The sequence below is a fragment of the Arthrobacter glacialis genome, from assembly GCF_002909415.1.
Classification (GTDB): domain Bacteria; phylum Actinomycetota; class Actinomycetes; order Actinomycetales; family Micrococcaceae; genus Specibacter; species Specibacter glacialis.
The window spans coordinates 198505-213390 of sequence record NZ_PPXB01000006.1 but is presented as its reverse complement, the minus strand read 5'-3'; the positions used below and the strand labels follow the sequence as shown (position 1 = coordinate 213390).

The following is a 14886-nucleotide window of genomic DNA, read 5'->3' as shown; positions in this document are numbered from 1 at the left end:
GGGTCCTTTAGCATGACGTTGTTATGGACGTACCGACAGGTAGCGGCCCGAAGTTGCATCCGATTCGAAAAATGCTACTAGCTGGTCCTCGGGCTCGAGTAGTGCAGCCTAGAGGCAAACAGTGATTGTGCTAAGTCAAGCTCACGGATGCTGGCTCTGAGCGTCGATGCTACGGCAGCAGTGAGTCCGGCGGGTGCCCGTAGCCAAGCGATATGCAACCCGTCCAGATCCCCGTGCGAGAGGGCCTCGACGTCGACGGACCAGCCACTCGGCGTCGAAAGGCCCTGCTCCGCTGATCTCAGATGCAGACGTCGGGGCTCCACGGTCAGACCGTGTCCGTGGACTTTCAGGGCAGCTTCCTTGGCCACCCAGAGCCGGATGCGAGATTCGATGTCGGAACTAGCCAAGCCGGCCTGCTCCGTGGCTGATAGAGAGAAGTCGTCGAATCCCGCATGCAGACTTGCTGGCACTGATTCCAGATCGGCACCAAGAGGTATGCCCTGCGGGCCGGAAGCAACCAAGACTGTCTCCCCGGAACGCGAAAGGCTCAGGCTGGTTCCCTCTATCATTGGTTTGCCGTGCGGTCCGCCACAGCTGTGGCAATTCCTGTGGACAGCTAGCCCGGAAGATTTCGCCATGGGGATGCCAAGTACGTTTACGGCCATGGAACGGAACAGGATGTGGGCTCCGATGTATGCTCGGCCGTCGGCTGGGTTTCTAAACCTATCGGCAGTGTCGAGCTCGGCGCGAGGCAGCAGGGCGGTGGCACCGCCCCAGCGCCCTGCATAGTCGAGGACCCGCTTCGCGTTGGTTATCACAAAGTCAATCCCGGAGGGGCTGCTGCCCTCGGTCACCGCTTGCTGATCCTTACGTATTGGGAGATGGCCAAGGGGGCGAAGATGGCGATGATGGCTACGCAGCAAAGCACTGCGTAGAGCAAGGCGTTGTCCGCCGGCCAGCCGCTGGGAGGTGCGAACCCCTGAGGTTCGGCGTTGCCGAACAACTCGCGCACGGATGTAGCAACGGCCGTTACCGGGTTCCACTCCGCGAAGTTCCGCAAGGGGCCCGGCATTGACTGGACCGAGACAAATGCCCCGGAGATAAACGTCACCGGAAACAGCCAGATCAGGCCCAGACTTTGCGCCACCTCCACACTTCGTGCTGTTAGGGCGATCACGGCACCCACCCACGACACAGCAAAGGTGAACAGCAGAAGCAGTCCCATGGCTATCAAGGCAGGACCGAGGCCGTTCGTCATGCGCCAGCCGATTGCCAATCCGCACAAAAGCGTCACGGCGATGGAAAGCAAACTAGTCACGAGGTCAGCCGAGGAACGGCCCAGTATGACGGCGCCACGCGACATGGGCAGCGAGCGGAACCTGTCAATCAATCCCAGCTGCAGGTCTTTGGCAAGATAGACGGCTGTAAATGAGGCGTTAAACGTCAGCGTCTGGGCCAGTATGCCGCCGATCAGAAAGGTGCGGTATTCTGCACCTCCCAGAGTGCCACCAAAGACAAACGCCAGTAACAGGACAAACATAATGGGTTGTGCCACGCTGGTCACCATGGCACCAGGGGTGCGGATGACGTTGCGTAGATTGCGACCGGCGATGACCGAACTGTCGCGCAGGGCTGCGCTAAGGCTGCTCATGATAGTAGTACCTCTTGGTCCTGGCCTACGCCGCTTGATGCTACATCGGTGGTGTTGGAGGCTGCCGCAGCCTTGGGTCGCTGACCGGTCAACTGGAGGAAGACATCATCCAGGGTTGGTCGGCGCAGGGCTGCCTCGACCACCTGCAGCTGGGCTATTTCAAGATCTCCTAGGGCGCGAACCAGCATGTGGTGGCCGTCAGGGGCGGCAACGCTGACCTTGCTGGTCTGCCGGTCAATTTCCGGCGCCGCCCCGGCGATCCTGCCTAGAATTGCCGCGGCGCTGTCAACGCTGTCTTGTCGAGCCAGCACAACGTCTATCCGTTCCGAACCAACTCGGGACTTCAGTTCGCTGGCGGTTCCCTCCGCGATGACGCGCCCGGCGTCAATGACAGCTATGTTGTCGGCCAGTTGATCAGCTTCCTCCAAATACTGGGTGGTCAGCAATACGGTGGTTCCGTTACCGACCAGCGAGGAGATCACGGCCCAGGTGTCCAGCCGCCCGCGGGGATCTAGCCCGGTTGTGGGCTCATCGAGCACAACAACGGGCGGCCGTGCCACCATGGCACCGGCCAGGTCCAAGCGGCGTCGCATACCGCCTGAATATGCGCCGGACCGTTTACCGGCAACGTCTGAAAGGCGGAATTCATCCAGCAGTTCCGTGGCCCGGGCAGCCGAGGTTTTGCGGTTCATGCCATAGAGCCTGGCAACCATGACGAGGTTTTCGTATCCGGTTAACTTTTCATCAACGGCCGCATACTGCCCAGACAGGCCAATGGAGCGTCGAACGCTGTCCGGGTCTGCCATGACGCTGTGGCCGGCGACGGTCACCTCGCCGGCGTCCGGAGCCAATAGGGTGGTCAGAACCCTCACTGTGGTGGTTTTGCCGGCCCCATTGGGTCCCAAGAGTCCAAGCACCTGCCCAGGGAGGACATCCAGGTTCAGCTCATCAAGAGCCCGGAATGCACCAAAATTCTTGCACAGTCCGCGGACGCGGATCACTGAGAGGCCGCAAGTTCGGCAACCGTGCGCGGTGTCATGTCTGTCCAGCTCCGGGAGACGAAATCAAGACATTCTTGCCTACCGTCTGGGCCAAACATGACCATCCAGCCCTTGGGAATATCGGCGAAAGAGGGCCACAGTGAGTGTTGCTGTAAGTCATTGACTAAAATACGGAAGGTTGCGTTCGTGTCATCAAATGGGTTCGTCACGTAAATTCCCTCAGATTCCTTGCTAAATTTCGACTGACAGGAAAGGGGCACGGAAGATTGCCGAAACAACCTTGCCGTGCCCCCAACCACTATTAGCTATTCGGTGCCCTCACCCAACCGGATTGCCAGAACAGGCATGATGTGAGCCAGTGCACCTTCGCTGAGCATCGCCGAGTGTCTGGCAGCCACTGGGGTGTCGTGAATCTGGCCGCTGACGAACGGCGTCCAGGACGCTGAGTTCGGTGAACCTTTCGGGACGTCCTCTGTAGCCCGGAAGACGTGTAAATCCCCGTCGAAGCGTTGCACCTGAGCTTCACGGATCATGCGGGCCAGGACCGAGAAGTTTTCCACCATGGCATTGAGGGACACCAGGGGAATACTGCCTAGGGCGTTGTGGTTCTCTCGCAGCACCTCCAAAACACGGGCGCCGTCCAAACTTGCCGCTTCATCTTCCGGCACAGGGAACCCGGCCGCGTGCAAGTAGTTTTGCCACAGTGCCGGGCCCGTGCCAACCTCGGCATTGCCTTCCTGCCGTGTCGGGAAAGCATCCAGTATGGCCAGAAACGCCACCTCGTGGCCCAATTCTTGGAGCCTCGTGGCGAGCCGGTGCACCAGGTTGCCACCAAACGACCAACCGATCAGGTGGTAGGGGCCTTCCGGCTGCACGTGGCGGATCTGGGCGATGTAGTCATCTGCAAGCTCCGTGAGCGTTGTGGCCCGTAACTGCTCATCTCCGCCAGGGAGCATGCCTGGCATCTGTAATCCGTACAGGGGCCGGTCCTTGTCCAGGTGTCGCAGCATGGCAGCGAAGCCCCAACTCACCCCGGTGGCCGGATGTACTGCAAAGAGCGGGGCCTTGCTCCCGGTGCTCCGTAGCGGCAGCAGCTGTCGCAGGCTGTCGGCCACGTTTTCCGTGGCACCCTTGGATGCTTCGGCTAACAACTGTTCCACGCTTGGGGAGCGGAACAATGCTTGGACGGGCAGCTCAGTACCCAATGCGTCGTTGATCTGGCTGACCAGCGGCTGCGCCAAGAAGGAATGCCCGCCCAATTCAAAGAACGACTCGTCGACCCCGACCTGCGGAAGATCAAGCACCTGCGCAAAGATCGCTGCAACAGTGGCCTCCCGGGGCGTCCGTGGTGCCCGGCCCGCACGGCGCTCCTGCCCGGCCGGGTCCGGCAGCGCCGCAAAGTCCATCTTCCCGTTGGTTGTTAGAGGGATGCGAGCCACGACGACGACGGCGGCAGGAACCATGTAGCCGGGCAGCACCTGCTGCAGTTGGGAGCGGACCCGCTCAGATAGCTGCGCTGCATTGGGGGACTTCTTTTCGGTTTCCGTCTCGGCCACCACATAAGCCACGAGCCGGTCTGTGCCGGGCAGAGCAGGATCTACCTCTGCGTTGTGGACTATGGCCACAGCGGCGACCACGCCAGGCACGTCTCGCAGGGCACGTTCAACCTCGCCGAGCTCCACCCGGAAGCCACGGATCTTGACTTGCTGGTCGTTGCGGCCTTGGAAGCGGACTTCACCGGCAGCACTTCTTGTGACCAAGTCACCAGTACGGTACATCCGCTCGCCCGGTGCCCCGAAAGGGTCGGCGACAAATCGTTCGCTCGTCAGGTCGGTCCGGCCACGGTAACCGCGGGCCAGCTGGGCGCCGGCCAAATACAGTTCGCCGCGAACCCCGGCAGGCACGTGCTGCAGGGAATTATCCAAAACGTATGCGCGTGAATTGCGGGTGGGCGATCCAAGAACAGGGTGCCTTGTGCCGGACAACGGGGCAAACAATGAGTCGACAGTCGCCTCGGTGGGGCCGTACAGGTTCCAGGCACGAACCGTTCGGAGCAAGGAGAGCTCCTCCCAGAGTGCTGCGTCGAAAGCCTCCCCGCCCAGAGCAAGCCTCAGGATAGGGCTGCCGGAGGCGTCCCGGTCCCGGAGCATTGAGGAAAAGGAAGGCTCGGCCAACAACTGGCGCAGATAACCGGGGGTGGTCTCCCAAGCACCAATGCCATGGTCGGCGAAGTACCCGGCGAGCCGCTGGGGATCCAGACGCACCTCATCGGTGATGAGGTGCAGTTCATGGCCGTCTATCATCCACAGCATTGGATCCCAGGAGGCGTCAAAGCCGACGCCCGTCGTGTGGGCCACCCGCACCTGCCCCCGGGCGGTCCGCTCAGCGGCGTCGGGAAACAGGGTCTCCTGGTGCGAGGCCAGCAAATTCGCCAAGGCGCCGTGGCTGATTTCCACGCCCTTGGGACGTCCCGTGGAGCCGGAGGTGAACATGACGTAGGCAAGTTGCGACGCCGTCGGCTCCGACAAGTCCGCAGGGACACCGGCCGGGAGCGACTCCATAAGAAGGACGGCGGCATTGGTCAGTCCGGCCACCGCCAGGCTTGAACGCAGGGACCTTTCCAAGGAAGCCGTCGTGACAATGACGCCGGGGCCGGCGTCTTCTAAGATGGCCGTCACCCGCTCGGCTGGGTAATCGGCGTCGATGGGGTTGTAGACCGCACCGGCCCGCAGCACTCCCAGAGTTGCCACCACGGTGTCCACCGAGCGAGGCAGGTACACCGAGACTAGGTCTCCGGCCGCGATGCCTTGGTCACGGAGGATGCCAGCCAGCGTGCCGGTAGCGGTGTCGAGAGCGGCGAAGGACAGCGAGTGGGTACCGCAGGTCACGGCAGTTAGGTCCGGTGTCCTGGCAACAGTCTTGGCAAAGACTTCCAGTACGCTCGGGGCCGGGTGCGTGACGGCACCGGCCGTGGTGGCGACCAAGGCGGTGGTTTCCTCCGGTGACTGGATGTCTAACCGGGACAGGGAGCGGTCCGGGGACTGCACGGCCAGCCGAGCGAAGGTCTCCAACTGCGCGATCAGGGTGGATATCGCTTCACTGGTAAACATGGCCGCGTTATAGGCCAACGTGGCGGCCAAGCCTTGCTCGGGGCCCAATTCGCGGAAGGTAAAGGACAAATCGAACTTTGCTTCCCCGGTGGCTGTCTCGGGTTCGGGCAAGACCTGAACGCCGGGAAGTTCGACGGCGGCACGATCCATTGTCTCCACGGCCAGCATGGTCTGGAAGAGCGGGTGCCGGCCCAGTTCGCGCGGCGGATTAAGCGCCTCCACGAGCCGCTCAAAGGGCACATCGTCCTTGTCAAAGGAGTCTAAGACACTGCGCCGAGCGGTGGAGAGCAGTTCACGGAGGGTGGGGTTTCCTGAGGCGTCAAGGCGGATCGGTACGGTATTGACGAAAAAGCCAATCAATTCGGTCAGGGCAGGATCCGTGCGTCCTGCCGTCGGCGAACCGATTACCAGGTCGTTACCTGCCCCCAGCCGTGAGAGGAAACCACCCAGCATGGCGTGCAGAGCCATGAAGAGGCTGGCGTTCTGTGCCCCTGCCAAACCGGCCAGTGCAGCCGTGGTTTCGCTGCCAAGGGTGAAGGATTGTTGTCCGCCGGGCTGGCGGGCACCGGGTGCGCGTGAGCCTGCGCCAGGGAGCATCAGCTCGGAGGGAGCCTCGGCCAAGGCATCCTGCCAGGCCCGCAACTTGGCCTCCAGAGCAGGCGCCGGCGCATCGGCTCGTAGTCCAGCAACAACTTCGTCCGGCACAGCCGCAATGGTTTCCGGAGCGCCTTCCTGCATATGCCGTTGCCATAGGGCGAAGTCTGCATACTGCAGCCCCAAGGGGCGCTGCAGGGGGCTGGCCCCGCAGCAGCGCGCCGTGTAGGCGGTGGAGATGTCTCGGGCCAGGGGTGCCAAGGATGCTCCGTCGCTGGCAATGTGGTGGATCACCAGCTGGAGCACCCATTCGTCGTCGTCAAGGCGAATCAGAGTGGCGCGCAAGGGCAGCTCATGCAACAGATCAAAGCCACGAGATGCCCCGTCGGCGAGCAGGCGCGGCAATTCGCCAAGGGCGCCGGCCTCCTGGAACTCAAGCACTTTTGACGCCGCAGAAGCAGGATGGATCAACTGTTCGGGGGTGCCATCGGTCGCGGGGTAGCTGGTGCGCAGGACTTCATGGCGTGCCACCAGATCATCGAGGGCTAGGGCAAGTGCTTCCTCGTTCAGGTCCCCGGTCAGCCGGACGGCGAGGACGATGTTGTAGTCGGCTGCGCCCGGGTCCAGCTGGTTGAGGAACCACAGCCGGGACTGGGCGTAGGAGAGCGGAATTCTGTTTGGGCGGCGATCCTTGGTGGCGCGGGTCCAGGCATCCACAGTTTGGCTGGGCACCTGGCCAGTGCGGACCGGGCCGCCGTCGGGGCGCGAGACCAGGCTCCCCAGCAGGGCTGCGGGGGAGGAGGACTCGAAGATGGCCCGCAGCGGCAGCTCAGCGCCGAATCCCTCGCGAATGGCGGCGACCAACGCAACGGCCAACAAGGAATGGCCACCCAAGGTAAAGAAGTCGTCGTCCATCCCCACCTCGTTGACGCCCAGCACAGTCCCGAAGATGGCGCACATCTTTTCCTCCAGGGCTGTGGTGGGGATTCTGGATTCGGTGCTGGCGGTGGCCGGGGCTGGCAGGGCGCGTTTGTCCAACTTTCCGTGTGAGGTTAGCGGGATCTCCGCCAAGGGGATCAAGGCCTTGGGCATCATGTACTCGGGGAGGCGCGCGGCAGCAAACTCGCGCAATTCTGCGGGGTCCGCGGTGCCGACGTAGTAGCCAATGATGCGCCCGGTGGCGCCGGAGTCCACCACAACCGCGGCACGCTCAACGCGGTCGTGGCTGGCCAGCACGCCCTCAACCTCGCCAGGTTCCACCCGGAAACCGCGGATCTTGAGTTGGTCGTCAGCCCGGGCCACAAATTGCAGCTCTCCACCTGGCAGCCGCCGGACCAGATCGCCGGTGCGGTACATCCTGGCGCCGTCGCGGTATGGATTGGCGATGAAGCGGCTGGCCGTCTCGGCAGGACGGTTGACGTAGCCGGTGGCCAGGCCCGCCCCGGCCAGATAGAGCTCCCCGGTGACACCGTGGGGTACTGGTGCCAGAAAGTCATCCAGGACGTAGCTTTCCACGTTGCGGACCGCCCGGCCAATGTGGGGAACGGTGCCACTGATGCTGGTGAGCACCGAATCCACAGTGAACTCGGTGGGACCGTAGAAATTGTAGGCGGCGGCTTGGTCGTTATCGCAGAGTTCCTGCCACAGCCCAGCCGGCACGCTTTCACCTCCCAGAACCAGCACCAGCGGTGCGCTCCGTGGGCTGTCCAGAAGGCCGGATTGCAGCAGGGCGCTGATATACGATGGGGTGCTTTCCAGCACGGTGATGCCCTTGGCGGCACAGAAGGCCACGAGGGCCTGGGCGTCGGTACGAATGTGATCGGCCACCATGTGCAAGGTGGCACCGGCGACAAGCCACAGCATCGGGTCCCAGGCGGCGTCGAATCCCAGACCGGAGATGTGGGCGACGGCCGTGCCCTCCCCGTCTCCGTCGCCGAAGGCCTCGGCGACGATCGTGTGCCTGTGGTGCAAAAACAGGTTGGCCAGCGCGCCGTGAGTTACCTCCACACCCTTGGGAGTGCCGGTAGAGCCTGAGGTGTAGATGACGTAGGCCGGGTCGGCAGGGGATACTTCGGTCAGGGGTACCGGAGGGTTTCCCCGCGCCCCGGCGGCCCGCAACTCATCCAAGTTTCCGGCGGCAATGGTCAGCCGTGGTGCGCTGTCGTCAAGAATCAGGCCGATCCGCTCCGACGGGTAGCTCAGGTCGACGGGCACATAGACGGCCCCGGCGCGCAGTACGGCAAGGGCTGCGCACACGACGTCGTTGCCGCGGGGGAGAGCTACGGCTACGCGGTCGCCGGGGGACACCCCGGAGGCGGCCAGACCCGATGCCAGCAATTCCACGGCGGCGGACAGTTCGGCAAAGCTCAAGGTTGAGTGTCCGTCGCTGACAGCTGCGCGGCCGGGGTGGCGTGCCGCGGTGGCCGCGAATTCGGCAGGCACGGTCACTGCCCCGTTGTCCACCACGGGCCCGCTGCCCAGCTCACGTGTCTGTGCCGCCTCCAGTGGGGTGGACACGTGAAGGCGGGCGAGGGGTGTGTGGGGGTTGGCAGCAAATTGTTCCACTACGTGCTTGAACCTGGCGGCGATCAGGGCCGCCGTTGCGGGTTCAAAGAGGGTCGGGTCAAAGCCCAGAGAGCCAGTCATCCCCAAACCGGGACCGGTTTCTGCCAAGTCGAGGAGTAAATCAAACTTGGCACCTCCGGGCTCTGTTGTCCTGTCCGCGACGGCGTCCAAGCCTGCCATGGAGAGCTGTTCCGAGGCAGTGTTGGTGAGGGTCAGCATGACCTGAAAGAGGGGGTGGCGCTGTTGGGAGCGGGCGGGGTTGAGTTCCTCCACGACCCGCTCAAACGGGGCGTCCTGATTAGCGTAGGCGCGTAGGTTAGTGAACCTGACCGTGTCGATGAGTTCCCCGAGAGTGGGGTTGTTGGCGGTGTTGGTGCGCAGCACAAGAGTGTTGACGAAGAATCCAACGAGTTCATCCAGTGCTGTATCCGGCCGGCCGGCCACCGGGGTGCCGAGGGGAATGTCGGTCCCTGCGCCGAGCTTGGTGAGCAGGGCTGCGAACGCGGCCTGGAGCACCATGAAGAGGCTGGCGTTGTGATCCCGGGCTAGGGCGGAGAGCCGCTCATGAGTGGTGCCGTCGATCTCCACTGGGACAGCGTCTGCGGCCCATTGGCCTGTGCGGGTGCCACGGACGTGGTCGAAGGGAAGGGGTAGTTCCTCGGGTGATCCGTCCAGTTCAGCCTTCCAGAAGGCTAGCTGGCGGGCGAGCGGACTTTGCGGATCGTCTTCACTGCCAAGTTCATCGCGCTGCCAGAGGGCGTAGTCGGCATATTGCACGGGCAGTGGGGTGAATACCGGCAGTGTATTGCTGACTCGGGCTGAGTAGGCCGTGGACAGGTCGCGCGCCAGCGGGGCAAGCGACCAGCCGTCGGCGGCGATGTGGTGCAGGGTCAGCAGCAACACGTGGTCCCGGGCGCCGAGCTGGAACAGCGCGGCGCGCAGGGGCAACTCGGTGGTGAGTTCAAAGCCACGGGCCGATGCGGCGCGCACCGCGTGGTCAAGGTGCTCCCGGGTGGTCTGCACTGCGGCGAGAGGCACGACGGCGTCGTCTACAGCCAGGATGCGCTGTTCCGGTTCACCGTCGGATAAGGCGAAAATGGTGCGCAAGCTTTCGTGGCGGGCCACGACGTCGTTGAGGGCGTGTTCGAGCGCAGCCACATCCAACGGGCCAGATAAGTTCAGTGCAATGGGAATGTTATATGCGCCAGAGGATGGGTCGTAGCGGTTCAGGAACCATAAGCGGCGCTGGGCGAAGGAGAGCGGCAGCGGGTTGGGCCGGTCCTGGCGGGCAAGTGGATGCGGTTCCGGCGCGGGTGAGTCCAGACTCTGGGCGATTCCGGCCACAGTGGGTGATTCGAAGACGGTGCGCAGCGCCGGTGCGGAACCGTTGCTTGACCGGAGCACGGCCACCAGACGGGTTGCCAGTAGGGAATGGCCGCCAAGTTCAAAGAAGTCGTCGTCGCGGCCAACCCCGTCAAGCCCCAGCACTTCCGAGAAGGCAGCGGCCACGATCCGCTCCGCGTGGTTGCGTGGGGCCTCAGTCATGCCGGCTGTTTCCGGTTCCGGCAGTGCCTTGGTATCCAGCTTGCCGTTGGTGGTCAGCGGGATCTGGGGGATCTGCACGATTGCCGAGGGGACCATGTAGTCGGGCAGGTTGTGGCGCAAGTCAGCGCGGATAGCAGCCGTGTCCAGTCTGTCCGTGCCGGTGATGTAGGCCAGCAGTTGGTCGTAGCCGGCACGGTTCTTGGCCACGACGACGGCGGCATGTCTCACGCCATCGGTGGCGCGCAGGGCCTCTTCGATTTCGGCCGGCTCGATTCGGAATCCCCTGATCTTGACCTGCTGATCGATCCGGCCGAGGAATTCTACGGCGGTGCTGGGTAGGCGTCGGACAACATCGCCGGTGCGGTACATTCGGGAACCGTCCGCAGCAAAAGGATCGGCGATGAACCGTTCGGAGCTGAGCTGGGGTTGGTCAAGATAGCCCCTCGCCACGTTGTGCCCTGCCACGTAAAGCTCGCCAATGGCATTGCTAGGCACAGGGTTCAGCCCAGAGTCCAGGATGTAGTGGCGGCTGTTGGCCACTGAGGAGCCCAAATGTGGGGTGGACCCGGGTTCCATGATGGCCGTCATGCTGTCCACGGTGGTCTCGGTCGGGCCGTAGAAATTGTAGGCGGTGACACCCTTGGCTTGTGCCAGCAGCCCCCACAACGTCGGGTCCACCGCTTCGCCGCCCAAAGCCACCACGGAAGGGTGGAACTCGGCGTCGAACAACCCTTCGGCGAGGAGGACCTTGGCGAAGGACGGTGTGGTCTCAATGCTGTCGATCCGGTGCTCGCTCAGATAACTTGCCAGTGCCTGCGGGTCCCGGCGCGTGAGGTCGTCAACCAGGTGAAGTTCGTGCCCGGCCATGAGCCATAAGATCGGGTCCCATGAGGCATCGAAGGAAAGTCCGGCTGTATGTGCTACGCGCAGGGTGCGCCCTAGCCTCGCCTCGGCGGGGCGAAAGATGTCCTCATTGTGAGAGGTGAACAAGTTTAACAGGGCGCGGTGTTCCACGCCGACGGCCTTGGGGCGCCCGGTTGATCCGGAAGTGAAGATGACATAGGCGAGGTCATGCTGGCCCGCGGCAGTGTTCCTCAGAGGGTGATGGGGGAGCCGGACCAGCACTTCAGCCATGGCTTCTCCATCAAGCACCACCTCTGGGCAGGGGCTCTCGATGTGTCTAGGTGACTGAGAGTCGGAAAGCTCGACGACGGTCAGCAGCAGAAGAGGCTCGGCGTCTTCGAGCATCCCGCGCACACGTCCCGCGGGGTAGTCCGGATCGATCGGGACATAGGCGGCACCCGACTTCAGGATGCCCAGGATGGCTACGCCCAGCTGCTTGCTGCGCTCAAGTCGAACGGCCACAGCGGTGCCAGGCCCGGCACCGCGGCCACGCAGGTAATGGGCCAATTGGTTGGACTGCTGATCAAGTTCAAGGAAGCTGAGATGGCCGTCGCCTGCGACTATTGCATGGGCATGGGGTCTCGCAGCCGCATGGACCAGGAATTCTTCGACGATTGTGTGTGATGGCAGGCTTCGGGATTCGGACCCGCCCATGGCCAGCAGCTCTTGCTCTTCCTCGGGTGTGGTGACGGTGAGGGACGCGGCAGTGGAGTCCTCGCCGCTGGTTATGCGTTCCAGCAGTAGCATGAATCGCTGCAGGTGGTCTTGGAGGGTCTCGGGTGTGTAGAGGGCGGCATTGGCCTCGAACTGGATGGTTACGTGGTTTTCCTTTTCAGCATTATGGCCGTGCTGAAGACCATGGATGATGATCGACAGATCGTCGATGGGGCCGGTAGAAAGTACATGCATGGTCCCGGCCGACGTGCCGAAGTTGATGTCATCAATGATGGGAAGGATGTTTACCGACGGTCCAATGTAGCTGGGGCGTCCGGCTAAGTCTTCCTGGCGGAAGCGCTGGTGGATCAGCGCATTGCGTAGTGCCCCGCCGGCTTTCATGACTGTGCCTTCGATGGTGTCATGGGGCTTGAGGTGAATACGGACTGGGACGATGTTTGAGAGCATCGATGGTACTGACTTCGCCAGGGCACCGCGACGGGCCGTGACCGGGAGAGCTAGAGTGATGTGCCGTTCGGCTGTCATCTTGTGCAGGTAGAGGGCTACAGCGGCAAGAATGACGGCCGGGGCGCTGGCGGCGCCATCGGCTAGTCCACTGACAACCTGCTGGGGGAGTTCGCCAGTAACCCGGAGAAGTGCCGAGGCATTTCGGTTGGGCCGCCCATGCAGACCAGTCGGAGGTTCCGTCACGGACCGTTCCCAAAAATCTTGGTCGGCCACGGCTTGACGAGAACCCGGATAGCCCGACTCTTCCGCCAAGAGAGCATCAAGTGGTGGGAAGGGCGTGGAAATGTCTGGACCGGAAGAGTGCACCAGCATTTCGTTGTAGATCAGAGCAACGCGTTTGAGCACCAGGACAGCAGAGTATCCGTCCAGCATCAGGTGATGGACGCGTTGATAGAAGAAGTACCGGTCGTCCGTGAGTCGGAACAATTCCACCCGGAGTAGTGGGTCTGCTGCCACATCACGCGCAGTGGCGAGATCCTTGTCCATTACGCTCCGGGCATGTGCCTCAGCGGTTCCTGCATCACCCTCCAAGCCGCGCAAATCAGTCACGACCAGATGCGCCGGCGACGGCGAGGTCACCTGATAGGGACCGCCGTCGTCCTCGGCGAACAGCACATTCAAGGCATCCGTTTCAGCAATGGCAATCAGGACGGCTTGACCCAGCAGGCGGGCGTCAACTTCACCGCAGATGTCTACAAACTGCGCAATCTGGTACATCGAGTTTTCCGGGTCGAGGTTTTGGGCGTACCAAATCCCCCTCTGAGCCGTGCTAAGTGCACGGCGGGTGCCGGTGGCGGACGAAGACTGGGAATTCGAATACTGAGGCATAGTCCTTCTCGCGATGGCGGTGGTCCGGCGAAGCGCCGGGGAATGCTGTGGATCCTTGCCGTTATTGGAACTGGCCCAATTGGAAGGGGCCGAACGGAATGGAGACCAGCGGGCCGTTGATGAGGGGAGCGGTCAGCAGCGGTCCCGAAATGAGAGTGCCATTAAGGAAAGAGAACGAAGGACTGTCAATGGCTGACGCTGAGGTGGTGGGTTCGGCGATGGTTGTCGCCGCGCTCGCAGGAACAGCACCGACGGTCAGTGCGCCAATGATCATTCCACCGGTGACGGTAAGAGTTCCAAAGTTTTTAATTGACTTGTGCATAGTTGATCTCCTGGTGTTGTCGTCATGTTTCTCTCGCTGCGAGCGTTGAACTGCTAGAGCGCGTTACTAATGCATTCGGAGCCGCGGCAGTTCTGGATGGGTGCGGATGCCCGGAGGCTGAGGTTGGGTGCGGCGCTATTGGGTGCGATCCAGGGCAGCAACATTCGCAGCTGAGCTCCAGGACATCGTCTTATGGTGGGCACTAGGCGAATGAGTCCGCGAGATTACTTGACGGCTATAGCGCTGTACATCGGCTGATTGGAGGTTCAATTCCGGCTATCGCCAGGGGTGTCTGGGTAGGTGTTGCCTCTCTGGATCCCGTGTTGCTGCGGTGGCGAGGGTGGCAGCGACCGTGCGGCAGTGGCGAATATGGCAAATATCAGCAGGTGAGGCGGGATCTGCAGCCACCATTTGACCAGAACGAGTTCGTGGCTAGGGCCGAGTAGGCGTATAACGTCACCCGCCAGTTTCATCTCAGGACGCCGACGGTGAAGTTGAATAGAGACCGCGGGTAACGGCTTGTGAAGAGAATTGCGAAGCCAGCAATAGTCGTAGTGATAAAGACGGCGAACCACAGCCCGCGAGACAACTGTGGGTCCAATTGTCAGGAGAGCCTTGCAGGATAGTGTCCCTTCGGCACAACCCTGGTGGGGAGACTCGCCGTCGTCCTTGCCAAGATGTTGGGGGCTCCTCTGCGGGCATGAGGCTCAATTCAGTGGGTTCTGCAACTTGTCTCCCCCCCGTGTCCTAGCTTCGACGACGGGACTCGTCGGCCCAGACCGATGGCTCTTATGACAATCAACCCCGCACCAAGGATCAGGGATGCAATGCCGCCAATCAAAGAGGCAGCCGTGAAGGCTCCAAACAATTCTGAGTGGAAACCTGCCTGCGTGTTCACATTGGCATTGGCATTGGCGTTCGCGTTCATGATTACAACGACCCAGACACCACTGCGCAAATCCATGGTGATTTGCTGCGTGCCGGCTCCGGAAGCAGACTCAGCCCAAAAGCCTTGCTCTGTTGGTGGATTTGGTACTGCAGGTCCTGGTACGTCGTCGTAGCTCACCTTGAACGCTGACGTTTCGATACCGTTGATTTTGCTTGCGTGGACGCCCCGGAGGTACTTGTCCATTGCAGCCCGTGGCCCAATACCAATGAACACCTGACCGCCGAGTGCAGTGGATG

General features: G+C 62.3%; 7 protein-coding genes. All 7 read right to left on the bottom strand.

Annotated elements, in window-relative coordinates; all coding sequences use genetic code 11:
* Positions 1–77: 77 nt before the first annotated feature.
* The 7 genes from CVS28_RS09565 to CVS28_RS09535 all read right to left on the bottom strand — a co-directional run bounded on the left by CVS28_RS09565 (position 78) and on the right by CVS28_RS09535 (position 14833).
* A complete protein-coding gene (locus CVS28_RS09565; protein ID WP_103481361.1) occupies positions 78–854 on the bottom strand; it encodes a 4'-phosphopantetheinyl transferase family protein in 777 nt (258 codons plus the stop codon).
* Positions 851–1651, bottom strand: coding sequence for an ABC transporter permease (locus CVS28_RS09560; protein ID WP_103465485.1), 801 nt, complete (start codon positions 1649–1651; stop codon positions 851–853). Before CVS28_RS09560 ends, CVS28_RS09565 begins: the two co-directional genes overlap by 4 nt.
* On the bottom strand, positions 1648–2652 hold the full coding sequence (locus CVS28_RS09555) for an ATP-binding cassette domain-containing protein (RefSeq protein ID WP_103481360.1): 1005 nt from the start codon (positions 2650–2652) through the stop codon (positions 1648–1650). Before CVS28_RS09555 ends, CVS28_RS09560 begins: the two co-directional genes overlap by 4 nt.
* Positions 2649–2861: an MbtH family protein gene (locus CVS28_RS09550; RefSeq protein WP_103481359.1), complete on the bottom strand. Its 213-nt coding sequence runs from the start codon at positions 2859–2861 to the stop codon at positions 2649–2651. The genes CVS28_RS09555 and CVS28_RS09550 overlap by 4 nt, the downstream gene beginning before the upstream one ends.
* A gap of 96 nt (positions 2862–2957) precedes the next feature.
* Positions 2958–13379, bottom strand: coding sequence for a non-ribosomal peptide synthetase (locus CVS28_RS09545; RefSeq protein WP_103481358.1), 10422 nt, complete (start codon positions 13377–13379; stop codon positions 2958–2960).
* A 61-nt stretch (positions 13380–13440) separates the two neighbouring features.
* The gene (locus CVS28_RS09540) at positions 13441–13701 is read right to left on the bottom strand and encodes a hypothetical protein (RefSeq protein WP_103481357.1); all 261 of its coding nucleotides are present in this window, start codon (positions 13699–13701) and stop codon (positions 13441–13443) included.
* 712 nt (positions 13702–14413) lie between these two features.
* Positions 14414–14833, bottom strand: coding sequence for a hypothetical protein (locus tag CVS28_RS09535; RefSeq protein WP_103481356.1), 420 nt, complete (start codon positions 14831–14833; stop codon positions 14414–14416).
* Positions 14834–14886 lie beyond the last annotated feature (53 nt).

Excerpts from the sequence above, each read along its gene's own strand:
- CVS28_RS09540 (WP_103481357.1), bottom strand. The coding sequence starts at position 13,701 with ATGCACAAGTCAATTAAAAACTTTGGAACTCTTACCGTCACCGGTGGA.
- CVS28_RS09535 (WP_103481356.1), bottom strand. The coding sequence starts at position 14,833 with ATGGACAAGTACCTCCGGGGCGTCCACGCAAGCAAAATCAACGGTATC.
- CVS28_RS09545 (WP_103481358.1), bottom strand. The coding sequence starts at position 13,379 with ATGCCTCAGTATTCGAATTCCCAGTCTTCGTCCGCCACCGGCACCCGC.
- CVS28_RS09560 (WP_103465485.1), bottom strand. The coding sequence starts at position 1,651 with ATGAGCAGCCTTAGCGCAGCCCTGCGCGACAGTTCGGTCATCGCCGGT.